Genomic DNA, 21726 nt, shown 5'->3' with positions numbered 1-21726 from the left:
CTCCTTACGGCGTCGCGCGAGGACGCGATCCTTTCATCGGAATAGCCCAGATAATCACCGCGCCAATGACCAACAGGGTGGCAACAAACCACAGACCACTGCTAAAGCTGCCAGTAATATCTTTCAGCCAGCCGATCATTAATGGGCTTACTGCTGATCCGATATTGCCGGTGGCGTTGATCACCGCGATACCGATCGCTCTGGCGCGTAGGCTGATCGACTGATCCGGGGTGGTCCAAAAGATGGCCATGGCGCTAAAGGAGCCGGTGGAGGCCATCACGATCCCCAGTAGTTGGATTAGGTTGTGATCGGTGGCTGAAGCCAGTAGCCAGCCTGCAGCGGCAAACAGAAAAGGTAGAGCGGTATGATGCTTACGCTCTCGATGTTTATCAGAGTGACGGCTCCAGTAGATCATTCCGAGAATGGTACAAATCTGCGGGATTGCCGCCAGCAGGCCGATAGTGATGTTGCTGCTGCTTTCGTTAAAGCTTTTAAGGATCTGCGGCGTCCAGATACTGATCGCACTGAGTGTATTCGTCAGGCAGAAGTAGGCCAGGGTGTACATCAGCACGATCGGCGTAAATACTTCCCGCCACAGGCTGCGTTGTTGCATGGCGTGATGGCTGATCGCCCCTTCCGGCTGTACCAGCATGAGGCGATCGTTATCCATCATCTCCTGCAGGCACTTTTTGTCTTCTGCCGTCAGCCATTTCGCCTTCGACGGTGAATCATCGAGCCAGAACCAGACCATAACGCCGAGCAGCACCGACGGGAAGCCCTCCAGCAAGAACAACCATTGCCAGCCGCGCAGGTTAAGCATGCCGTCCATAGACAGAATATATCCAGAAACGATCGACCCCAGCGCGGTGGTCACCGGCATCGCAATCATAAACAGCGCGTTGGCGCGGGCGCGGAAGAAGGCCGGGAACCAGAAGGTCAAATACAACAGGATGCCGGGCAGGAAACCGGCCTCGGTAATCCCCACCAGCATCCGCAGGATGTAGAGGCTGTTCGGCCCAGTGGCGAACATGGTGGCGGTAGAGGCGATGCCCCATAGCACCATGATGGTGGCAATCCAGCGGCGAGCGCCGACGATGCTGAGCATCACGTTGCTGGGTATGCCAAAAATCACGTAGGTAACGTAAAACAGGGTGGTGGCAAGGCCGAACATGGTGGCGTTCAGTCCCAGATCCTGCCCCATGGTCAGTCCGGCAAAGCCGATATTGATCCTGTCTAAAAACGAAAAGATAAAGAGTACGAACAAAAATACGATCAGGCGACGGAACAGTTTGTTGATAACTGACTGCTGCTGCGCCGTCAGCTGTTTATGCTGGTTAGCCGGATCGAACTTTTCCGGGATGGCAGATGATGTATCGCTCATTGTCATTTTCCTCTAATGGGAATTTTGTAGGGTACGGCTATTTTGCCCGGTAGCGCTGCGCTTACCGGGCACTAGTAGACGCCTGGTGAACCCGACGCGTTTATTTCCCCCCCAAACCGCGCCGCCAGCGCTTCTGCGCCACGGGCCAGCAGAGTGGTATCAACGCCGACGGCAACGAACAGTGCGCCTAGCGCCAGATAACGTTTCGCCAACTGTTCGTTAGCCATCAGGATCCCCGGCGCTTTATCGGCTGCACGAATTTGCGCGATGGCCTGTTCGATGGCAGCCTGCACCTCCGGGTGCTGCGGATTGCCGCCAAATCCCATATCAGCACTGAGATCGGCCGGGCCGATGAACACGCCGTCCACGCCCTCAACGTCGAGGATCTGTGGCAGATTTTTTAGCGCTTCGCGGGTTTCAATTTGCACCAGCACGCACATTGCGTCGTTGGCCTGATGGATATATTCGGGGATGCGGTTCCAGCGTGAGGCGCGGGCGAGCGCGCTACCTACGCCGCGAATACCTGCGGGCGGGTAGCGGGTGGCCTTCACTGCCAGTCGCGCTTCGTCAGCGTTTTGTACCATCGGCACCAGCAGAGTCTGCGCACCCACATCCAGCAATTGTTTAATTTGCACCGGGTCGTTCCATGATGGTCGCACCACAGGTTGGCTGGGGTAAGGGGCGATCGCCTGCAGTTGGGTCAGTATCGTTTGCACGCTGTTCGGCGCATGCTCTCCGTCAATTAACAGCCAGTCGAACCCAGCCCCGGCCAGTAGCTCTGCGCTGTAGCTGCTGGTGAGTCCAAGCCATAGGCCAATCTGTGGGCGACCGGCTTTTAAGGCATCTTTAAAGGCGTTATTCATCATGTTTCTCCTAAACAAACCGGCAGCTAATCGCGCCCATGTTGCCGTAGTCAACGTGGAAAGTGTCGCCCTTGCGCGCCGGAACCGGACGGGTAAAGGAGCCACCGAGAATAATCTGCCCGGCTTCCAGTTGGACGTCATACGGCGCAAGCTTGTTCGCCAGCCAGGCCACGCCGTTGGCTGGGTGATTGAGTACCCCTGCAGCCACGCCAGTCTCTTCGATCACGCCGTTGCGATAGAGCAGGGCGGAGATCCAGCGCAGATCCAGTTCGTCGGGTTTGATGGGGCGACCGCCGAGGATCACCCCGGCGTTGGCGGCGTTATCGGAGATGGTGTCGAAGACCTTGCGCGGGCGCTGGGTCTCCGGGTCGATGTTGTGGCAGCGGGCATCGATAAGCTCCAGCGCCGGAATCACATAGTCGGTAGCGTTGTAGACGTCGAACAGGGTGCAGTTCGGGCCGCGCAGCGGTTTGGCCAGCACGAAGGCCAGCTCCACTTCGATGCGCGGGACGATAAAGCGGTCGGTAGGAATATCGCCGCCATCGTGGAAAAACATATCGTCCAGCAGCGCGCCGTAGTCCGGTTCGCTAATCTGCGAGCTGGCCTGCATCGCTTTGGAGGTCAGACCGATTTTGTGGCCTTTAAGCACGCGGCCCTCGGCGATTTTCATTTTTACCCATTCGCGCTGAACGGCGTAGGCGTCTTCGATGGTGATCGTCGGGTGATCCAGCGAAATAGCGCGGATCTGTTCGCGCTGTTTTTCCGCCTGGTTTAGACGCTGGGCGATCAGGGTATGGGTATGTTTATCGAGCATAGTGGTTCCTGTGGCATTGCATTGCCGGATGGCGCTTCGCTTATCCGGCCTACAATTCATGGCCGGTGTAGGCCCGGTAAGCACAGCGCCACCGGGCAATTTGCACATTATTTAAATAACGTGTGCACGTTGTTCTGTTTGTAATTCAGCGTCGGGTGCAACTCCTGGATTTCGAACGACAGTGCCAGATAGCGGCTCTCCATCAGCGTGGCGAAATGGGCCTTAATCAGCGCAAACAACATCTCACCCACGTCCTGACGGCTCTCCAGGCTACGCCCGGAGCCGATTTTCAGCGTCATATGCACGAAGGCATAATCATGCTGGCCGTCGGCCATCTGCCAGGTATCCAGCCAGATGGCGCGACTGCGAATGCCGCCGATGGGAAAGATGCCGGTCGCCGCCAGCGCTTCGTTCACTTTGCCGAACAGACCCGGTAAATCGGCCTGTTCGCGGATGTTGTCGGTACACTCGGCAATAAAGTGCGGCATTCTGAACTCCTTAAACCTGCTCAGGCAGCGGGAAGACGGCGTTGACCTGGCCGGTGCCGGAACTGGCGAAAAGCTCGGTGATGAATTCAACGTTGCCGTCATATTTATCCCAGCCCAGCATGCCGAGCAGCATCACCGTGTCGTGCATGTTGCCCTCGCCGTAGCAGTAGTTGGCGTACTCCGGCAGCATGGTGCAGAACTCTTTGAACTTACCTTCACGCCACAGCTTCACGACCCGCTCGTCCATCTGATGGTCGAACTCGCGGGTGTAGCTGTTCATGCCTTCTTCCGCACGCTGATCGTCGATAAAGCGGTGCGACAGTGAGCCGCTGGCCAGGACCGCCACGGTGCCGTCGTATTTCTCGATAGCTTTAAGAATTGCTTCACCCAGCTTGCGACTGTCCGCGAAGTCATGCACGGTACAGAATGCTGAGATGGAAACGACTTTGAAGTGGTTGTCTTCGTTCATATAACGCATCGGTACCAGAGTGCCGTATTCCAGCGTCAGGCTGGGAATATTGTGTGCCTGAGCACGCACACCCAGTTTGACGGCTTCATCGGCGATTGATTGGCCCAGTTCCGGGTTCCCCTCGTAGCGGTAGGCCATGTCGCGAATAAAGTGCGGCAGTTCGTGGCTGGTGTAGTTCCCCTCAAAATGGGGGCTACAGTTGATGTGGTAGGCGCTGTTGACCAGCCAGTGGGTGTCGAACACAATGATGGTATCGACGCCCATTTCGCGGCAGCGTTTGCTTATCTCTTTATGTCCATCGATGGCTGACTGACGACAGCCGTAGTTTTTCCCCGGCAGTTCAGAGAGATACATCGACGGAACGTGTGTAATTTTTGCAGCTAAAGCTAACTTTCCCATATCAGGCTCCCCATTTTGGGATCGGATGGTCGCCCATCGAGATGCAGACGTTTTTCATTTCGGCGAACACTTCAAAGCTGTATTCGCCGCCTTCACGGCCTGTACCAGAAGCCTTCACTCCGCCAAACGGCTGACGCAGATCGCGGACGTTCTGCGTATTGACGAACACCATTCCGGCTTCGATGCCGCGTGCCAGGCGCAGCACTTTGCTGATGTCCTGGGTCCAGATATAAGAGGCGAGGCCGTACTCCACATCGTTGGCCAGGCGCAGACCTTCCGCCTCGTCTTTAAACGGCAGCAGACAGGCTACCGGGCCAAATATCTCTTCCTGCGCGACACGCATGCGGTTGTCGACATCCGCCAGCACCGTTGGGCGCAGGAAGTTGCCGCTTTTCAGATGTGCAGGCAGGTCGGCGGGTTTATCCGGGCCGCCCGCCAGCAGGGTCGCCCCTTCTTCAATGCCGAGGCGGATATAACCGGTGACTTTCTCCCAGTGCTGTTGGCTAATCAGCGCGCCTACCTGAGTGTTCAAGTCGGCTGGGTCGCCGACGCGCAGGCGGTTGGCGCGTTCAGCAAAGCGTTTGACGAATTCGGGGTAGATGCTCTGCTGGATAAAAATGCGCGAGCCAGCGGTGCAGCGTTCGCCGTTGATCGAGAAGATGGTAAACAGCGCGGCATCAAGAGCACGTTCAATATCGGCATCTTCAAAAATTAGCACCGGTGATTTACCGCCAAGTTCCATGGAGTATTTTTTCAGCCCGGCATTTTTCATGATATTGCGCCCGGTGGCGGTACCGCCGGTAAACGACACCGCGCGTACGTCGTGGTGGCGTACCAGCGCATCGCCTGCCGTTGCGCCGTAGCCCTGAACCACGTTCAATACGCCTGCCGGAATGCCTGCTTCTAACGCCAGTTCACCCAGACGATCGGCAGTCAGTGGCGAAAGCTCGGACATCTTCAGCACAGCGGTATTGCCCAGCGCCAGGCACGGCGCGACTTTCCAGGTGGCGGTCATAAACGGCACATTCCACGGCGACACCAGTGCACAAACGCCGACCGGCTGTACGAGGGTGTAGTTGAGCATCTTGTCGTCGACCGGATAGGTCTTGCCATTCATCTGCTGGCACACTTCGGCGAAAAATTCGAAGTTATGCGACGCGCGAGGGATCAGCACGTTTTTGGTCTGGTGGATCGGCAGGCCGGTGTCGGCGGTCTCCATGGCGGCAATTTCAGGGACGTTCTGGTCGATCAGGTCGCCCAGACGGCGCATCAGGCGTGCACGCTCTTTCATCGGCAGATTGGCCCATTTAGGGAACGCTTCCTTCGCTGCCGCCACCGCCTGATTCACTTCGTCGGCACCGCCGGAGGCCACTTCCGCCAGCACTTCACCGGTTGCCGGGTTGGTGGTGTGAAAATACTCCGTAGCCTCGACGTTTTTGCCGTTGATCCAATGGTTAATCTTTTTCATGACAGCTTCTCCTCATATGCCTGCTGACTGATGATGCGGTTGACCAGACGACCGACGCCTTCCACTTCGACGATCACTTCATCGCCCGGCACCACGTCTGACAGCCCTTTTGGCGTACCAGTGGCGATCATGTCGCCCGGTTGCAGGGTCATAAACTCGCTCAGATAAGCGATCAGGAACGGGATGCTGAAGATTAGATCGGCGGTGGTGCCCTGCTGGCGCAGCTCGCCGTTGACCCAGGTGCGCAGGACCAGGGTGTGCGGGTCAGGAATATCCGCTTTGTCGACGATGCAGGGGCCTATTGGCGTCAGAGTGTCGCGGCTTTTTACCCGCAGATTGGGGCGATAGTAGTTTTCCAGATAGTCGCGGACGGCGTAGTCGTTGCAGACGGTGTATCCGGCTACGTACTCCATGGCGTCGGCTTCGGCGACCTTACGCGCGGTTTTGCCGATCACCACCACCAGTTCGGCTTCGTAGTGCATGTACTCAACGTTATCCGGGCGTACCGATTCCTGCTGGTGGCCGATAAAGGTGTTTGGCGCTTTGATAAACACCAGCGGTTCGGTGGGCGGCTTAAACTCCAGCTCGCTGGCGTGATCGGCGTAGTTCAGACCCAGCGCGAACAGCGTGCCGTCGGCGGGCGGCAGCCAACGAAATTCGCCTTCTTTTAGCAGTCTGCCGTCAGCCAGGCGAACCTGCTCGCGTTCATCGATCTGGACGTTGTGTTGTTGTCCCTGCCACTCAATACGTGCTTGTTTCATGCCAGTTCTCCTTCGGTAACCACCGGGTTTTCCAGCGGCAGGAGGCCTGCGGCAAGAATACGTACGCGATCGCCTGGTCGCAGGGTTACGCGGTTGTGCGGGGTGCCGATCAGAATGGCGTCGCCAGGGTTGAGGGTCGCGAATTCACTCAGGGCGCTTAGCAACTCGGCGGCGGAGCGCTGGAGATCAACAGTGTTCCAACTGTCAGCTTCCCGACCGTTGATTTCGGTGATAATGGTCAGGTTATCGACGTCGCTGAGCGTAGAAAGTGCGCCAATCGGGCAGAAGCCATCGCGGCATTTGGCTTTGATTGCCGGGCGATAGAAGCTCTCTTCCGGCAGGCTTACGTCGTTAGCCAGCGCATATCCGGCAATGTAAGCAACCGCTTTTTCTGCAGTTACTTTACGGGCGGTTTTACCGACGATCAGGGCCACAGTCCCTCCGCTTAGCACGGTTTCACCCTGCGGGAAGGGGATGCTATCTCCGTTGCCGATAACGGTATTACGCGGTTTGATAAACCACACCGCGGTCTTTGGCGGCGTTTTGTAGGGGGCCTGTTGGAACGCTTCGCGCCAGGCATCGAGCTGGCTGCGGTGGTTAAGCGCCACGGCGAAGATGGTACCTTTCATTCACCACTCCTCTGATTCTGATTTCGGATACGATCATTTCATTAACATATTAATGATCATTTTTTATGCTTTGCAGAAAGGTTTGGCAAACAGAAGTGAATGATTTGTGATCTGATTAACAATAAATTTACAGATTTTTTTTTATTTCTTATAAATCAATATATAAGATTATCTTCTTATCTCGACCTGTACTTTTCAGAGACAGAAACCGGTTGCGTTCTGGTGTGATTAACGCTAATTATTAACTTATTAACAAATGAAGGTGTGATTTAGAGGTCAGTCATGCATGATTCATTAACTATCGCGCTACTACAGGCGCGGGAAGCGGCGATGGCCCACTTTCGCCCGATCGTTAAACGCCACAATCTTACCGAACAGCAATGGCGTATCGTGCGTATCCTTGCCGAAAACCCGTCGATGGATTTTCACGATCTGGCTTTTCGCGCCTGTATTTTACGCCCGAGTCTGACGGGCATCCTGACCCGCATGGAACGCGATGGCCTGGTTCTGCGCCTCAAGCCAGTTAACGATCAGCGCAAGCTGTACGTTTCTCTAACCCCGGCCGGTTCAAAACTTTATGAAAGTGCGCAGGTCCAGGTGGAAGAGGCCTATCGCCTGATAGAAGCCGATTTTACCGTCGAAAAAATGCAGCAACTTACCATGCTGCTGGAAGAGTTTATTTCCCTGGGCAATGGAGCACGGGCAGAGGAAGAGGGATCTTAAGGCGTTCCAGAGCCAGAAATAACGTTCTGGACGCCATACAAAAAATGGTACTTTCAGTGCGTTACATTAGTCATCCAGCAAACCTTCTAAGAAAAACGTTTGTCCGGCAAATGGATTGCCGGGCACGATTTTTTGCCTGCAACATCCGTGCTACAACCGAATAGACATATTGAATCCAGGTGTTAGTATTCAATAGACAGCAGTTATGAGTATGCGTGTTTCATTTCCGGCCAGGAACGCTGATGATGACAACATTACTACCCGATCTCACAGCACTTTCGTCATTCACTTCCTGCGCGGCGCAGGTTGCCTTAGCGCCTGTCCGCTCTCTGGCCATTGTTTCTCATTCCTTCTCATCCCGGATGGAATCTCCCGCTGAATAGCTATTTAGTGGGCTTTGTGACACGCATCGTTTGAAAACAGGGATTACGGCGGGTCGAATATGGATAAGTTGAAGCGTCATTTGATGTGGTGGGGCGCGGGCCTCCTGGTCGTGGTGGCCGCGATAGCGTGGTGGATGCTCCGCCCTGCCGGAATACCGGAAGGGTTCGCAGCCAGCAACGGCAGAATTGAGGCCACGGAAGTGGATATTGCCACCAAGATTGCCGGACGAATTGACACGATCCTCGTGTCAGAAGGGCAATTCGTTCGTCAGGGCGAAGTGCTGGCGAAAATGGATACCCGTGTGCTGCAGGAGCAGCGGCTGGAAGCGGTCGCCCAAATCAAGGAAGCTGAAAGCGCGGTGGCGGCGGCGCGGGCGCTGTTAGAACAGCGGCAAAGTGAAATGCGCGCCGCGCAGTCGGTGGTCAAACAGCGCGAGGCGGAACTGCAGTCGGTCTCTAAACGCCACGTGCGTTCTCGTTCTCTATCCCAGCGTGGGGCTGTATCGGAGCAACAACTGGATGACGATCGGGCTGCGGCAGAAAGCGCACGCGCTGCGCTGGAATCCGCAAAGGCGCAGGTCTCTGCGGCAAAAGCCGCCATTGAAGCCGCTCGCACCAGCATTATTCAGGCGCAAACCCGTGTAGAAGCCGCGCAAGCCACCGAACGTCGTATAGCGGCTGATATTGATGACAGCGAGCTGAAAGCCCCGCGCGATGGTCGCGTGCAGTACCGCGTAGCCGAACCGGGCGAGGTACTTTCTGCGGGCGGGCGCGTGCTGAATATGGTCGATCTCAGCGATGTCTACATGACGTTCTTCTTGCCTACCGAGCAGGCTGGCTTACTGAAGATTGGCGGTGAAGCGCGCCTGGTGCTGGATGCCGCACCGGATTTGCGTATTCCGGCAACCATCAGCTTTGTGGCAAGCGTGGCGCAGTTCACGCCGAAAACGGTCGAAACCAGCGATGAACGGCTGAAGCTGATGTTTCGCGTCAAAGCGCGTATCCCGCCAGAGTTGTTACAGCAGCATCTTGAGTACGTGAAAACCGGTCTGCCGGGTATGGCGTGGGTGCGTGTTGATGAAAATCGCGCCTGGCCTGACGACCTGGTGGTGAGGTTGCCGCAATGACGCATCTGGCGCTGGTTCCCGTTCCTCCCGTGGCGCTCCTTGACGGCGTGAGTCAGCATTACGGGAAAACGGTAGCGCTGAACAATATCACGCTGGATATCCCCGCCCGCTGCATGGTGGGGCTGATTGGTCCGGATGGCGTCGGAAAATCGAGCCTGCTGTCTCTCATATCCGGGGCTCGGGTTATTGAACACGGCAACGTGAGGGTACTGGGCGGCGATATGCGCGACCCGAAGCATCGCCGGGATGTCTGCCCACGAATTGCCTGGATGCCGCAGGGGCTGGGGAAAAACCTGTACCACACGCTGTCAGTGTATGAGAACGTCGATTTCTTTGCCCGGCTGTTTGGTCATGACAAAGCGGAGCGCGAAGCACGGATTACCGAGCTGCTGAACAGCACCGGACTGGCGCCGTTTCGCGATCGTCCTGCCGGGAAACTCTCGGGCGGCATGAAGCAAAAGCTGGGGCTGTGCTGCGCGTTAATCCACGACCCGGAACTGTTGATTCTTGATGAACCCACCACCGGGGTCGACCCGCTGTCCCGCGCCCAGTTCTGGGATCTGATTAACAGCATCCGCCAGCGACAGACCAACATGAGCGTGCTGGTTGCCACCGCCTACATGGAAGAAGCCGAGCGCTTTGACTGGCTGGTGGCGATGAACGCCGGGGAGGTGTTAGCCACCGGGAGCGCGCAGCAGCTCCGTGAACAAACCGCCAGCGACACGCTGGAGCAGGCATTTATCGCGCTGTTACCCGAAGCCCAGCGCCAGGCGCATAAACCGGTGGTGATCCCGCCGTATCACGCTGAGCAGGAAGAGATTGCCATCGAGGCGAAAGACCTGACCATGCGCTTCGGTAAATTTGTGGCGGTGGACCACGTTAACTTCCGTATTCCGCGCGGGGAAATCTTCGGTTTTCTCGGCTCTAACGGCTGCGGTAAATCCACTACCATGAAAATGCTCACCGGGCTGCTGCCCGCAAGCGAGGGCGAGGCGTGGCTGTTTGGGCAAGCGGTTGACCCGAAAAATATCGATACCCGCCGCCGGGTAGGCTATATGTCACAGGCGTTTTCGCTCTACAGCGAGCTGACCGTCCGGCAAAACCTCGAACTACACGCGCGGCTGTTCCATATCCCCGAAGCAGAAATTCCGGGGCGGATACAGGAGATGAGCGAGCGCTTTTCGCTGACCGATGTCGAAGACGCGTTGCCCGGCGCGCTGCCGTTGGGGATCCGTCAACGCCTGTCGCTGGCGGTGGCGGTTATCCATCGCCCGGAGATGTTGATTCTCGATGAACCGACCTCCGGGGTCGATCCGGTGGCGAGGGACATGTTCTGGCAACTGATGGTTGATCTGTCGCGCCAGGACAAAGTGACCATTTTTATCTCCACCCACTTTATGAACGAAGCGGAGCGCTGTGACAGGATGTCGCTGATGCACGCCGGAAAAGTACTGGCCAGCGGCACGCCGCAGGAACTGGTGAAACAGCGCGGCGCCGCCAGTCTGGAAGAGGCGTTTATCTCCTGGTTACAGGAAGCGGCTGGTCCGGCGCCGGAAGCTCAGTTAGCGCCAGCCAATGTTCCGGCAGTGCATGAAAACAATAACCCGCCGCGGCAGGGTTTTAGCCTGCGGCGCTTGTTCAGCTACAGCCGCCGCGAAGCGCTGGAGCTGCGGCGTGACCCGGTTCGTTCAACGCTGGCGCTGATGGGCACGGTGATCCTGATGCTTATCATGGGCTATGGCATTAGCATGGATGTGGAAAACCTGCGGTTTTCGGTGCTCGATCGTGACCAGACCGTCAGCAGCCAGGCGTGGACGCTGAATCTGGCGGGCTCGCGCTATTTTATCGAGCAGCCGCCGCTCGCCAGTTATGACGAGCTGGACAAACGGATGCGTTCGGGCGAAGTCGCGGTAGCAATTGAAATCCCGCCAAATTTTGGCCGCGATATTGCGCGCGGAACACCGGTGAAGATTGGCGTCTGGATCGATGGCGCAATGCCGAGCCGTGCCGAAACGGTCAGGGGCTATGTGCAGGCGATGCACCAGACCTGGCTGCAGGATGTGATGGCGCGTCAACCCAATGCCAGTGGGCAAAACGGATTGATGACCATTGAAACTCGCTATCGTTACAACCCGGATGTGAAAAGTCTGCCGGCGATTGTTCCGGCGGTGATCCCACTGCTATTGATGATGATCCCTTCCATGCTCAGCGCCCTCAGCGTAGTACGTGAGAAAGAGCTGGGGTCGATTATCAACCTGTACGTTACGCCCACGACCCGCAGCGAGTTTTTACTCGGCAAACAGTTGCCTTACATCGTGCTGGGCATGCTGAACTTCTTGCTGCTGTGCGCGCTGTCGGTGTTTGTGTTCGGGGTCCCGCATAAGGGGAGCTTTGTGACCCTGGCGCTGGCCGCGCTGCTGTACGTCACCATTGCCACCGGGCTGGGCTTATTAATCTCTACGTTTATGAAAAGCCAGATCGCCGCCATTTTTGGTACGGCGATTATAACGCTGATCCCGGCGACGCAGTTTTCCGGGATGATCGATCCGGTCGCCTCGCTGGAAGGGCCGGGACGGTGGATTGGTGAAATTTACCCGACCAGCCATTTTCTGACTATCGCGCGTGGGACGTTCTCTAAAGCGTTGGATCTGACCGATCTCTGGCCGCTGTTTATTCCGCTGGCGGTGGCCATTCCGGTGGTGATTGGTCTGAGCGTATTACTGCTGAAAAAACAGGAGGGGTGATGCGCCGATTACGCAATATTTACAACCTCGGCATCAAAGAGTTACGCAGTTTGCTGGGTGACAAAGCGATGCTGACGCTGATCGTCTTCGCTTTCACGATTTCGGTTTACTCTTCCGCGACCGTCCTCCCGGGTTCGCTGCATCTGGCGCCGATTGCCATTGCCGATATGGACCAGTCGCAGTTGTCGAATCGGATTGTGAACAGCTTTTATCGCCCGTGGTTTTTACCTCCGGAGATGATTACTGCCGATGAGATGGATGCCGGGCTGGATGCCGGACGCTACACCTTCGCCGTGAACATTCCGCCTGATTTTCAGCGTGATGTTCTGGCCGGACGACAACCGGATATACAGGTGAACGTCGATGCCACTCGGATGAGCCAGGCCTTTACCGGCAACAGCTATATCCAGAATATCATCAGCGGCGAGGTGAACAGCTTTGTGGCACGTTACCGTGATAACAGCGAGCCGCCGGTGGCGCTGGAAATGCGCATGCGCTTTAACCCTAATCTGGAACCTGCTCGATTTGGCGCGGTAATGGCGATTATCAACAACATCACCATGCTGGCGATCGTGCTTACCGGGTCGGCGCTGATTCGCGAGCGCGAGCACGGAACCATTGAGCATCTGCTGGTGATGCCGGTGACGCCGTTTGAGATCATGATGGCAAAAATCTGGTCGATGGGGCTGGTGGTGCTGGTGGTTTCCGGTCTGTCGCTGATGCTGATGGTAAAAGGCGTGCTCGGGGTACCGATTGAAGGCTCAATACCGCTGTTTATGCTGGGCGTGGCGCTGAGCCTGTTCGCCACCACCTCGATCGGCATTTTTATGGGCACGCTGGCACGTTCTATGCCGCAACTGGGGCTGCTGATGATTCTGGTGCTGCTGCCGTTACAGATGCTCTCCGGAGGTTCTACACCGCGTGAAAGTATGCCGCAGGCGGTGCAGGACATTATGTTGTCGATGCCGACTACCCATTTCGTCAGTCTCGCGCAGGCGATACTTTATCGCGGAGCCGGGTTTAGCATCGTCTGGCCGCAGTTTCTGACGCTGCTGGCGATTGGCAGCGCGTTTTTCCTGATAGCGCTACTACGCTTTCGAAAGACGATTGGTACGATGGCGTAATTGGTTGGCTTCATATCTTGACTGCATTGTGTGCTGTTATAATATGACTTCAAAGGATGAAGTCATAAGGACATGCGATGAAGGAAAAAGTGTTGTCTTTACGCAAAAAGCAAAAGAACACGCTGGATCAGCTTTTTAAAGCACCGACGCCGCAGGGAATCAAGTGGTCGGAAATTGAGTCACTGATCAAGGCGTTAGGTGGCGAAATCAAAGAAGGACGAGGCTCACGGTGTAAATTTCTTTTAAATAAGAGCATTGCGAGTTTTCATAGACCACATCCTTCTCCGGATACAGATAAAGGCGCGGTCGAAAACGTACGTGACTGGTTAACAAGTATAGGGGTAAAACCATGATCAAACCCAAAACGCCAAACTCAATGGAAATCGCCGGTCAACCTGCGGTGATTAATTATGTCCCTGAGCTTAATGCGTTTCGCGGTAAGTTCCTGGGATTGTCAGGCTATTGTGATTTTGTCTCTGACAGCATTCAGGGGCTGCAAAAAGAGGGAGAGATCTCCTTACGAGAGTATCTTGATGATTGCTCTGCCGCAGGGATAGAACCTTACGCAAACCCGGAAAAGCTGAAGACATTTACTCTGCGCTATCCAGAGTCTTTCGGAGAACGTTTAAGTTTTGCGGCAGCGGAAGAACAGGTATCAGTCAATACATGGATCATCGAAACGCTCAGCAAAAGTCTCAAACAGGCATAGTTGCTAGCTGGTTTGCTCATCATTGCCGGGGGCGCTTCGCTTGCCCGACCTACAGACGGTAACGGACGTAGGCCGGATAAGGCGCAGCCGCCATCCGGCAACGAAACAGGCAATTACTCTTCTTTCGGCAGGCACTGCAAATGACCGTGGCGCACGCCGCGCTGGGAAATCACGTCATCGGCAAAATGTTGCACCTCGCCCATGTCGCCTTTCAGCACGGCGATTTCCAGACAGTCGTCATGGTTGATGTGCACGTGCAGCGTGGCGACCGATAAATCGTGGTGGTGGTGTTGAGTAGAAACAATGCGGCTCGCCAGGTCACGTTTCTCATGCTCATAAACATACGAGAGCACCGCGAAGCCCTGAGTGCCATGCTCCTGAGTGGTTTCCTGCGCCAGTGCGCCGCGCAGAATATCGCGGATCGCTTCGGAACGGTTGTTGTAGCCACGGCGCTGGCTCAGGCCGTCGAGCGTTTCCAGTAAATCATCATCGAGGGTAATGGTGATACGTTGCATCCGATTTCAACCTTACGATATGGCGCGGTGGCGCACGGGAATGAGGGCGTTACAGACGCTGCACGGCGTCTGCGGTCAGGGTAAACGGCGTGGGGGTACAGACCGCCAGACTCAGGGCGTCGAGCTGGCACTGGCTGACAGAGAGTGAGGAGGTTAGTGCGGTGCTATCGACGCTGACGATTTGCCAGGCGCTGCCGCCACGCTGTTTCACAATAGCTTCTTTACGCGTCCAGATGCGCCAGAACGCAGCCAACTGTTGCTCCGGGCGTTCGGCCTCAACTTCGGCATGTTCTCCGAGACTGAACACCGTGTTTGCCAGCGTCTGCCAGTTATCGCGCGGGCGCACGACTTCAATATCGCAGCCGACTTCACCTTCGTCGCTGAGCAACAGGGCGATATCATCGCCGCTGTGGCTGAGATTGAACCACAGCAGCGTGTCGGCGGAAAAGGCCGGTTTTCCTTGTTCTCCGTAGACAATGTCCGGTAATGGCGAAAGCGCATGGGAAAGCAGCACGCGACCTGCCAGCCAGCGCGCACGGTGAGCACCTTGCGGGGCCTGATCACTCAGTGCGGCAGGCAACGCGCCAGTGCTTAAAACAGAAACTTTCCCAAGAACAATCCGGTACATATCACGGCTAACCTTTAGTAATAATGGGGTTGTGTACCATTCTTCACATGCCGTTTGCAAGTTTATCCCGGTAATCGGCTTTTGGGCCTGCCGGGCCCCAGCAAAATTGCCAGCTTACTGCCGCCTGTGGTCGTTTCCATCCAGATTTTACACACGCTGGTTAACGGCACGGAGAGCAACATACCAACCGGACCAAGCAGCCATCCCCACACTAACAAAGAGAGAAAGACGATAAGCGTCGATAATCCCAGCCGGTGCCCCATCATGCGGGGTTCGAGGATATTGCCAATCACCATATGCACCACCAGAAACAGCGCGCCAACCAGCACGCATTCATAAACGCCGTTGAACAGCAGCGCCTGGATCATGGGCGGGACGGCGGAAATGACCGAGCCAATATTGGGCACGTAGTTTAGCAGGAATGCCAGTACGCCCCACATCAGAGCAAACTGAATACCCATCAGCGCCAGCCCCAGCCAGACAATAGCGCCGGTCCATAGGCTGAGCAACGTTTTCAGCGCCAGATAGTGAGATACACCCTTTAACGCCCGATGCAGTCCTGCAATATGGATTTGTGGGTTGTTCAGCGCAAAGCGCAGTTTATAGGGGACATGACGCACTTCAAACAGCATAAAGACCACCGTCATCACCAACAGGACGACGCTGGCCATGGCGCCGGATAGACTTGTCATCAGCGTGGTTGTGAAGGTCATCAGCTTGTCGGAGTCCATGCGTTGCAGCATGCGTTCTGGGGACATATGCAGATTCAGAAAAGGCACCATCTCTTGCAAATACAGAACTTTGCGCGTCAGCTCCTTATTGTATTTTGGCAGCAGGTCCATGAATTCAGTGATTGACGACGCCAGAACGCCGACCAACGCCGTAAGAACGATCAGCATCACCACGACCACTAACGTAATGGCTACCGGGCGACGTACCCCCCGGCGAATAAACCAGGTGACCAGTGGATTCAATACGATGGCAAAAAAGAGAGCCAGTAGCAGTTGCACAATGATATCCGCCGCGGCATGGATACCTGCGAGGATCACCACCAGAGCGGCCAGTTTGAGCAAAATGTGCAAACCCGTTTTATCGGGCTGAGCGGTTGTCATGTTTTCTTCCTGTTTGCGTTTTTGCATTAAGTGTAGCGGTTGGCTTGCGTCTGTTAATCCTAAACTGGCTGCTGATTTATAGTCTGCAACATGGTAGAAATGAAACACTGTTGTGAAAATGTGGTGACCCTCCATGCCCGAACCCGTCGCTGAACCGACGCTTAGCGGTTTACGCCTGAATCTGCGTATTGTTTCTGTGGTGATGTTTAATTTCGCCAGCTACCTGACCATCGGCCTGCCGCTCGCGGTATTGCCTGGCTACGTCCATGACGTGATGGGATTTAGCGCTTTCTGGGCAGGTCTGGTCATCAGCCTGCAATATTTCGCTACGCTGCTGAGCCGTCCTCATGCAGGTCGCTATGCCGACCTGCTGGGACCAAAGAAGATTGTGGTATTCGGGCTGTGCGGCTGCTTTTTAAGTGGGCTGGGCTATTTACTGGCGGGCTCAACGAACGGCTGGCCGCTGGCCAGCCTACTGCTGCTATGCCTGGGGCGCGTGGTTCTTGGCATCGGGCAAAGCTTTGCCGGAACCGGCTCTACGCTGTGGGGCGTGGGGGTTGTTGGCTCAATGCACATCGGACGGGTGATTTCGTGGAACGGCATCGTGACTTATGGCGCGATGGCGATAGGCGCTCCGCTGGGCGTTCTGTTTTATGCCTGGGGAGGCTTACGGGGGCTGGCGCTGACCGTGATGGGCGTGGCGTTGCTGGCGATACTGCTGGCGCTCCCTCGTCCGGCGGTGAAAGCCAGTAAAGGCAAACCATTGCCGTTTCGCGCGGTACTTGGGCGCGTCTGGTTGTACGGTATGGCGCTGGCCCTGGCCTCCGCTGGATTTGGGGTAATCGCTACCTTCATTACCCTGTTTTATGATGCCAAAGACTGGGATGGCGCCGCATTCGCGCTGACGCTTTTTAGCTGCACGTTTGTGGGCACGCGTTTGCTGTTCCCAAACGGCATCAACCGCTTAGGCGGACTGAATGTGGCAATGATCTGCTTTAGCGTCGAGATTGTTGGGCTGCTGCTGGTCGGGATGGCTTCCATGCCGTGGATGGCGAAAATCGGTGTTCTGCTGGCCGGCGCTGGGTTCTCGCTAGTCTTCCCGGCGCTGGGCGTGGTGGCGGTAAAAGCCGTTCCGCAGCAAAATCAGGGCGCTGCGCTGGCGACCTACACGGTGTTTATGGATTTATCACTGGGGATTACCGGGCCGCTGGCCGGGCTGGTCATGACGTGGGCGGGCGTGCCGGTTATCTATCTGGCGGCAGCCGGGCTGGTAGCGGTGGCGTTGTTGCTGACCTGGCGGTTAAAAAAACGGCCTCAGGTGGTGTCACCGGAAGCCGCGTCATCGTCTTAACCGTTACTGGATAACCAGCGTGTTAATGATATTTTCTGCGGTCGTCTGCGCTTTTTGCTGATCGTCAGCAGGCAGCGTGATTTGCAGAGTCAGCAGTTGGTTGTCCACTTTACCCAGCACTACGGAAGAGTAAGCGGTCTGGCCTTTGGCCGAGATGATGCTGTCTAACTGCTGCAGCGTGTGGCCTTTCAGCTCAATAGATTTATTGGTGACGACCTGCAGTTGCGGGTCGCGGCTACGCTGCTGATCTTCCAGGCGCTTTGCCAGTACGGCAAGATCTTCGTTGGTATTGTCGCCAACAATCACAATCACCGCTTTCTGGCCGGTTGCGTCAGAATATACGTGCATATTGTTCGCCTGAGTGCCCAGCTTGCCGCTCTGATCGGTCATATCCGCAGGCAGGGAAAAACTGAGTTTGCCGTCCAGCAGGCTGACCGGTTGTCCGGTGGCGCTACTCTCCGCGGCAGCACCCTCTGCTGGCGCTTTTGTATCGCTATTATCACAGGCCGCAAGCCCCATAACCAGCAGGCCAATACCGACATATTTAACCAGATTGCGCATTGACTTCTTCCTTTCGATAAACGGCCATAACGGCTCATTCGTTCATCTTATCACAACTCGGAAAATGAACCTTTAACTCGTCTGCAATGCAGAGATTTCGGATTTATCTGCCAGCCTTTTCAGTAACATATTCAGCAGTACGCCATACATTGGCAGGAAGAAAATAATGCTGATCAGCACTTTGAAGCAGTAATCGACCAGCGCGATTTCCATCCAGTGCTCGGCCATAAAGGCGTCCGGGCTGCGCCAGAAGGCGATAAAGAAGAAGGCCAATGTATCGCTGATGTTGCCAAACAGCGTGGAAGCCGTCGGCGCCAACCACCAGCGCCGGTTCTGACGCAGGCGGTTGAAGACATGCACATCCAGAATTTGTCCCAGCGCGTAAGCCATAAAGCTGGCGGCGGCGATACGGGCGACAAACAGATTAAAGTGCAGCAACGCGCCGAAGCCCTGCCACGATCCCATATAGAACAGGGATGAAACGACATAAGAGATCAGCAGCGCAGGGATCATGACCGCAAAGATGATACGACGTGCCAACGGCGCGCCAAAAATACGCACGGTCAGGTCGGTCGCGAGGAATATAAACGGAAAGCTAAAAGCGCCCCAAGTGGTATGGAAACCAAAAATGGAGATCGGGAGCTGCACCAGATAGTTGCTGGAGGTGATCACCAGCAGATGAAATAGCGATAGCCAAAACAACGCTTTTACGCGCTGAGATTGTGTAAACGGAGTCATATTGTGACCTTTTTGTTGGATGGGGTGAGGGAACCCAATAAAAAACCGTCGCATGATACTGCTTTAAGAGCACATTGCAATGGTTGTTTTTCACGCAATCGTTAACCTGATTGGCTTACGCCACAACAGAGCGTAAAATAACGCCGTTTTTGAATGAACGAGACTACGATGAGCGATCTGTTTACCTCTCCCGACCATACTCTTGATGCCCAGGGGTTGCGCTGCCCGGAACCCGTAATGATGGTACGTAAAACCGTGCGCGGCATGCAGGCGGGTGAAACGCTGCTGATTGTCGCCGACGATCCGGCAACAACCCGTGACATTCCCGGCTTTTGTACCTTTATGGAACATGAACTGGTGGCCAAAGAGACTGACTCTCTTCCGTACCGCTATCTGGTGCGCAAAGGCCAGTAATCTTGTTATGCCGGATGGCGCTAACGCTTATCCGGCCTACAAAGACGGTGTAACCTCCAGGACGGATAAGGCAACGCCGCACCCGGCGCACACATTATCCTTTACGCAATAACCGCAACGCGTTAGCGGTCACCAGTACCGTCGCCCCCGTATCGGCCAGCACCGCCAGCCACAGCCCGGTTATCCCGAGCAGCGTGGTGACGAGAAAAATCCCCTTCAGGCCCAGCGCAATCGCAATGTTCTGGCGAATATTGGCGTGGGTGGCGCGCGCCAGCTGAATCATTTGCACCAGACCACGCAGACGGTTGTGGGTCAGGGCGGCATCGGCGGTCTCCAGCGCGACGTCGGTCCCGCTTCCCATCGCAATACCCATTGTGGCCGCTTTCATTGCCGGAGCGTCGTTGATGCCGTCGCCGACCATCGCCAGCGGCGACTGTTGGTTAAGATGGGTAACGGCCTGTACCTTATCTTCCGGCAAAAGACCCGCTTTGAATTCGAGGCCCAGTTCACCGGCAATGGCGGCCGCCGCACGTGGGTTATCACCGGTCAGGATCACCCCTTTCACGCCAATCTGATTAAGCTCGCTGATGGCGCTGCGAGCGTCGTCTCGCAGCGTGTCCTGTAGGGCCAGCACGCCGAGAACGGTATCGTTACGCAGCACCAGCACTACCGTTTGGCCCGCGCTTTCCAGCTCGCTTATCTGCCCGGCAAAGGCATCGGCAGGCTGCTTACCGGCCGCGCAAATCAGCACGCGTTCGCCGTTGACCAGCGCTTCAATTCCAGAGCCAACCAGCGCCCGTTGCTCTTTTGCGACAGGAATAGTCAGCTCGCGCGTTTGTGCTTCCCGAACAATCGCTTGTGCCAGCGGGTGCGTCGCGCCCTGCTCTACAGCCGCTGCCAACGCCAGCAGTTCAGCCTCACCAATACCGCTTGCCGGATGAATCGCCGTGACGCGTGGTTTACCGACGGTCAGGGTGCCGGTTTTATCAAACGCCACCTGCGTGACTCTACCCAACTGTTCCAGCGCGGCCCCGCCTTTGATTAACGCGCCACGACGCGCCGCGGCGGCAAGACCAGAAGTAATGGCTGCGGGTGTTGAAATCACCAGAGCGCAAGGACAGCCAATCAGCAGCAGCGTCAGTCCTTTGTAAATCCACTCCTGCCAGGATGCGGCAAATAGCAGCGGCGGTACGAGGGTGACCAGCAGCGCAACCGCCATAATGGCCGGGGTGTAAATCCGGCTGAAACGGTCAATAAAGCGCTCAATGGGGGCACGGCGTTCTTCCGCTTCTTCAATCAGCTTCAGAATACGATCAATGGCGCTGGCACCCGGCTCGGAGAGTACTTCCAGCGTTACAAGACGGTCCACGCTGGTGGCGCCGGCCGGGACTTTCTCGCCGGTGGCGCGTTCAACGGGGATCGATTCGCCGGTCAGGGCGCTTTCATCAAAGCTGGCAAAACCAGAGACCAGTTTGCCGTCGGCAGGTAAACGTCCACCTGCGGCAACTTCAATAACATCGCCAGGCCGGAGAGTATTGATAGCCACCTCTTCGCGCTCGCCGTTACGCAAGCGTGTGGCGGTTTCCGGTTTGAGCGCCATCAGCGCGCTGACCCCTTTGCGGGCGCGGCTGGCGGCCCATCCTTCCAGGCGTTCGCCAATTAAAAACAGCAACAGCACCATGGCGGCTTCCGCCGTAGCGCCGATAAACAGTGCGCCAATGGCGGCCACGCTCATCAACGTTTCAATGGCAAAGTAGCTGCCGGTTTTCATCAGGCGCAGAGCCTGAAGGGCAATGGGATACAGACCAACCAGCGTGGTGGCGATAAACGCTATCTGACCAAAGGGGTGATTGAACTGCTCCAGCCCCCAACTAATCGCCATCATGATAATCAGCGAAATCAGCGGCAGGTTATCTTTAAAGCGTGACTCGGGAGCGGCGTCCGACGCGTGCTCATCGCGCAGGGCATAGCCTGCCTTCTGCACCGCGTTTTCAACTTGCTGACGGATATCGGAACCGGCATCGACCACCAGTTTTTCAGTGGCGAACAGAACCTGGACCTGGTTGACGCCGCTGACCTGGCGGACCGCATTCTCTACTTTTCGGGCGCAGGCCGCACAGTCCATGCCCGCCACTTTCCAGGAATAGCGGGTACCTTGTACGGTATCGGATACGGGCGGTGGGGTAGAGCAGCTTCCTTCGCAGCAGCAGTCATCCACCTTTTGTGGCGCAGGCACTGGCTTGAAAGAAGAGAATTGTGGGACCTTTTTGCCACGGGTATCGGGTGTCGACATGGCATCCTCCGGTTGATAATCATTTCGTATTA

At 56.1% G+C, this 21726-nt stretch carries 22 protein-coding genes; 8 read left to right on the top strand and 14 right to left on the bottom strand.

Translation table 11 applies throughout. From position 1 onward, the window contains the following. Positions 1-4: 4 nt before the first annotated feature. The 8 genes from hpaX to OGV77_RS07530 all read right to left on the bottom strand — a co-directional run bounded on the left by hpaX (position 5) and on the right by OGV77_RS07530 (position 7272). Entirely contained in the window at positions 5-1381 is a 1377-nt protein-coding gene (gene hpaX / locus OGV77_RS07565) for a 4-hydroxyphenylacetate permease (protein WP_043018633.1), read from the bottom strand. Positions 1382-1452: 71 nt separating this feature from the next. Further along, on the bottom strand, positions 1453-2244 hold the full coding sequence (gene hpaI / locus OGV77_RS07560; protein ID WP_087050787.1) for a 4-hydroxy-2-oxoheptanedioate aldolase: 792 nt from the start codon (positions 2242-2244) through the stop codon (positions 1453-1455). Between the two features lie 10 nt (positions 2245-2254). Continuing rightward, positions 2255-3058 carry a 2-oxo-hept-4-ene-1,7-dioate hydratase gene (gene hpaH / locus OGV77_RS07555; RefSeq protein ID WP_043018631.1) on the bottom strand — a complete coding sequence of 268 codons (804 nt, stop codon included), beginning with the start codon at positions 3056-3058 and terminating at the stop codon, positions 2255-2257. Positions 3059-3165: 107 nt separating this feature from the next. Beyond that, positions 3166-3546 carry a 5-carboxymethyl-2-hydroxymuconate Delta-isomerase gene (locus OGV77_RS07550; protein ID WP_087050788.1) on the bottom strand — a complete coding sequence of 127 codons (381 nt, stop codon included), beginning with the start codon at positions 3544-3546 and terminating at the stop codon, positions 3166-3168. Between the two features lie 10 nt (positions 3547-3556). After that, positions 3557-4414: a 3,4-dihydroxyphenylacetate 2,3-dioxygenase gene (gene hpaD, locus OGV77_RS07545; RefSeq protein WP_087050789.1), complete on the bottom strand. Its 858-nt coding sequence runs from the start codon at positions 4412-4414 to the stop codon at positions 3557-3559. Between the two features lies 1 nt (position 4415). Further along, a complete protein-coding gene (hpaE, locus tag OGV77_RS07540; RefSeq protein WP_286502639.1) occupies positions 4416-5882 on the bottom strand; it encodes a 5-carboxymethyl-2-hydroxymuconate semialdehyde dehydrogenase in 1467 nt (488 codons plus the stop codon). Next, the gene (locus OGV77_RS07535) at positions 5879-6643 is read right to left on the bottom strand and encodes a fumarylacetoacetate hydrolase family protein (protein ID WP_087050791.1); all 765 of its coding nucleotides are present in this window, start codon (positions 6641-6643) and stop codon (positions 5879-5881) included. The genes hpaE and OGV77_RS07535 overlap by 4 nt, the downstream gene beginning before the upstream one ends. Continuing rightward, a complete protein-coding gene (locus OGV77_RS07530) occupies positions 6640-7272 on the bottom strand; it encodes a fumarylacetoacetate hydrolase family protein (protein ID WP_043018626.1) in 633 nt (210 codons plus the stop codon). The genes OGV77_RS07535 and OGV77_RS07530 overlap by 4 nt, the downstream gene beginning before the upstream one ends. A 282-nt stretch (positions 7273-7554) precedes the next feature. On the opposite strand from OGV77_RS07530, the gene hpaR reads away from it, so the two are divergent. The 6 genes from hpaR (at position 7555) to OGV77_RS07500 (ending at position 14082) form a co-directional block, all read left to right on the top strand. Beyond that, on the top strand, positions 7555-7995 hold the full coding sequence (hpaR, locus tag OGV77_RS07525; protein ID WP_043018625.1) for a homoprotocatechuate degradation operon regulator HpaR: 441 nt from the start codon (positions 7555-7557) through the stop codon (positions 7993-7995). Positions 7996-8437: 442 nt separating this feature from the next. Then, positions 8438-9505, top strand: coding sequence for an HlyD family secretion protein (locus tag OGV77_RS07520; protein ID WP_043018624.1), 1068 nt, complete (start codon positions 8438-8440; stop codon positions 9503-9505). Next, a complete protein-coding gene (gene rbbA / locus OGV77_RS07515; protein WP_087050792.1) occupies positions 9502-12249 on the top strand; it encodes a ribosome-associated ATPase/putative transporter RbbA in 2748 nt (915 codons plus the stop codon). Before OGV77_RS07520 ends, rbbA begins: the two co-directional genes overlap by 4 nt. Continuing rightward, positions 12249-13373 carry an ABC transporter permease gene (locus OGV77_RS07510; RefSeq protein ID WP_075145524.1) on the top strand — a complete coding sequence of 375 codons (1125 nt, stop codon included), beginning with the start codon at positions 12249-12251 and terminating at the stop codon, positions 13371-13373. Before rbbA ends, OGV77_RS07510 begins: the two co-directional genes overlap by 1 nt. A 77-nt stretch (positions 13374-13450) precedes the next feature. After that, positions 13451-13726, top strand: a complete 276-nt coding sequence (locus tag OGV77_RS07505; protein ID WP_003837806.1) for a type II toxin-antitoxin system HicA family toxin — start codon at positions 13451-13453, stop codon at positions 13724-13726. Further along, the gene (locus OGV77_RS07500) at positions 13723-14082 is read left to right on the top strand and encodes a type II toxin-antitoxin system HicB family antitoxin (protein WP_003837808.1); all 360 of its coding nucleotides are present in this window, start codon (positions 13723-13725) and stop codon (positions 14080-14082) included. Before OGV77_RS07505 ends, OGV77_RS07500 begins: the two co-directional genes overlap by 4 nt. 113 nt (positions 14083-14195) lie before the next feature. On the opposite strand, the gene nikR is transcribed toward OGV77_RS07500, so the two are convergent. The 3 genes from nikR to OGV77_RS07485 form a co-directional block, all read right to left on the bottom strand. Next, positions 14196-14597, bottom strand: coding sequence for a nickel-responsive transcriptional regulator NikR (gene nikR / locus OGV77_RS07495; protein WP_043018621.1), 402 nt, complete (start codon positions 14595-14597; stop codon positions 14196-14198). A 49-nt stretch (positions 14598-14646) separates the two neighbouring features. Next, positions 14647-15225, bottom strand: coding sequence for a 4'-phosphopantetheinyl transferase AcpT (gene acpT, locus OGV77_RS07490; RefSeq protein ID WP_043018620.1), 579 nt, complete (start codon positions 15223-15225; stop codon positions 14647-14649). A gap of 62 nt (positions 15226-15287) precedes the next feature. After that, the gene (locus tag OGV77_RS07485) at positions 15288-16337 is read right to left on the bottom strand and encodes an AI-2E family transporter (RefSeq protein ID WP_043018840.1); all 1050 of its coding nucleotides are present in this window, start codon (positions 16335-16337) and stop codon (positions 15288-15290) included. Positions 16338-16470: 133 nt separating this feature from the next. Between OGV77_RS07485 and OGV77_RS07480 the strand changes: the two genes are divergently transcribed. After that, positions 16471-17688 (top strand): MFS transporter, encoded by a 1218-nt coding sequence (locus OGV77_RS07480; RefSeq protein ID WP_087050793.1) that lies wholly within the window; start codon positions 16471-16473, stop codon positions 17686-17688. A 3-nt stretch (positions 17689-17691) separates the two neighbouring features. Here the strand turns inward: OGV77_RS07480 and OGV77_RS07475 are convergent, their stop codons facing one another. Further along, positions 17692-18249 carry a DcrB family lipoprotein gene (locus OGV77_RS07475; protein ID WP_016154847.1) on the bottom strand — a complete coding sequence of 186 codons (558 nt, stop codon included), beginning with the start codon at positions 18247-18249 and terminating at the stop codon, positions 17692-17694. A gap of 72 nt (positions 18250-18321) precedes the next feature. After that, a complete protein-coding gene (locus tag OGV77_RS07470) occupies positions 18322-18987 on the bottom strand; it encodes a 7-cyano-7-deazaguanine/7-aminomethyl-7-deazaguanine transporter (protein WP_019078120.1) in 666 nt (221 codons plus the stop codon). 168 nt (positions 18988-19155) lie between these two features. On the opposite strand from OGV77_RS07470, the gene tusA reads away from it, so the two are divergent. Continuing rightward, entirely contained in the window at positions 19156-19401 is a 246-nt protein-coding gene (gene tusA / locus OGV77_RS07465) for a sulfurtransferase TusA (protein ID WP_003827551.1), read from the top strand. A 94-nt stretch (positions 19402-19495) separates the two neighbouring features. On the opposite strand, the gene zntA is transcribed toward tusA, so the two are convergent. Then, positions 19496-21694, bottom strand: coding sequence for a Zn(II)/Cd(II)/Pb(II) translocating P-type ATPase ZntA (gene zntA / locus OGV77_RS07460; RefSeq protein ID WP_087050794.1), 2199 nt, complete (start codon positions 21692-21694; stop codon positions 19496-19498). Positions 21695-21726 lie beyond the last annotated feature (32 nt).

The sequence above is a fragment of the Citrobacter sp. Ce129 genome, from assembly GCF_030334545.1.
Classification (GTDB): Bacteria; Pseudomonadota; Gammaproteobacteria; order Enterobacterales; family Enterobacteriaceae; genus Citrobacter; species Citrobacter europaeus.
The sequence above is the reverse complement of the archived record's forward strand: the minus strand, read 5'-3'. Positions and strand labels throughout refer to the sequence as shown.

What these genes read in the sequence shown, in the direction of transcription:
- hpaX (WP_043018633.1), bottom strand. Translation starts at nt 1,381, where the DNA reads ATGAGCGATACATCATCTGCCATCCCGGAAAAGTTCGATCCGGCTAAC.
- hpaI (WP_087050787.1), bottom strand. Translation starts at nt 2,244, where the DNA reads ATGAATAACGCCTTTAAAGATGCCTTAAAAGCCGGTCGCCCACAGATT.
- hpaH (WP_043018631.1), bottom strand. Translation starts at nt 3,058, where the DNA reads ATGCTCGATAAACATACCCATACCCTGATCGCCCAGCGTCTAAACCAG.
- OGV77_RS07550 (WP_087050788.1), bottom strand. Translation starts at nt 3,546, where the DNA reads ATGCCGCACTTTATTGCCGAGTGTACCGACAACATCCGCGAACAGGCC.
- hpaD (WP_087050789.1), bottom strand. Translation starts at nt 4,414, where the DNA reads ATGGGAAAGTTAGCTTTAGCTGCAAAAATTACACACGTTCCGTCGATG.
- hpaE (WP_286502639.1), bottom strand. Translation starts at nt 5,882, where the DNA reads ATGAAAAAGATTAACCATTGGATCAACGGCAAAAACGTCGAGGCTACG.
- OGV77_RS07535 (WP_087050791.1), bottom strand. Translation starts at nt 6,643, where the DNA reads ATGAAACAAGCACGTATTGAGTGGCAGGGACAACAACACAACGTCCAG.
- OGV77_RS07530 (WP_043018626.1), bottom strand. Translation starts at nt 7,272, where the DNA reads ATGAAAGGTACCATCTTCGCCGTGGCGCTTAACCACCGCAGCCAGCTC.
- hpaR (WP_043018625.1), top strand. Translation starts at nt 7,555, where the DNA reads ATGCATGATTCATTAACTATCGCGCTACTACAGGCGCGGGAAGCGGCG.
- OGV77_RS07520 (WP_043018624.1), top strand. Translation starts at nt 8,438, where the DNA reads ATGGATAAGTTGAAGCGTCATTTGATGTGGTGGGGCGCGGGCCTCCTG.
- rbbA (WP_087050792.1), top strand. Translation starts at nt 9,502, where the DNA reads ATGACGCATCTGGCGCTGGTTCCCGTTCCTCCCGTGGCGCTCCTTGAC.
- OGV77_RS07510 (WP_075145524.1), top strand. Translation starts at nt 12,249, where the DNA reads ATGCGCCGATTACGCAATATTTACAACCTCGGCATCAAAGAGTTACGC.
- OGV77_RS07505 (WP_003837806.1), top strand. Translation starts at nt 13,451, where the DNA reads ATGAAGGAAAAAGTGTTGTCTTTACGCAAAAAGCAAAAGAACACGCTG.
- OGV77_RS07500 (WP_003837808.1), top strand. Translation starts at nt 13,723, where the DNA reads ATGATCAAACCCAAAACGCCAAACTCAATGGAAATCGCCGGTCAACCT.
- nikR (WP_043018621.1), bottom strand. Translation starts at nt 14,597, where the DNA reads ATGCAACGTATCACCATTACCCTCGATGATGATTTACTGGAAACGCTC.
- acpT (WP_043018620.1), bottom strand. Translation starts at nt 15,225, where the DNA reads ATGTACCGGATTGTTCTTGGGAAAGTTTCTGTTTTAAGCACTGGCGCG.
- OGV77_RS07485 (WP_043018840.1), bottom strand. Translation starts at nt 16,337, where the DNA reads ATGACAACCGCTCAGCCCGATAAAACGGGTTTGCACATTTTGCTCAAA.
- OGV77_RS07480 (WP_087050793.1), top strand. Translation starts at nt 16,471, where the DNA reads ATGCCCGAACCCGTCGCTGAACCGACGCTTAGCGGTTTACGCCTGAAT.
- OGV77_RS07475 (WP_016154847.1), bottom strand. Translation starts at nt 18,249, where the DNA reads ATGCGCAATCTGGTTAAATATGTCGGTATTGGCCTGCTGGTTATGGGG.
- OGV77_RS07470 (WP_019078120.1), bottom strand. Translation starts at nt 18,987, where the DNA reads ATGACTCCGTTTACACAATCTCAGCGCGTAAAAGCGTTGTTTTGGCTA.
- tusA (WP_003827551.1), top strand. Translation starts at nt 19,156, where the DNA reads ATGAGCGATCTGTTTACCTCTCCCGACCATACTCTTGATGCCCAGGGG.
- zntA (WP_087050794.1), bottom strand. Translation starts at nt 21,694, where the DNA reads ATGTCGACACCCGATACCCGTGGCAAAAAGGTCCCACAATTCTCTTCT.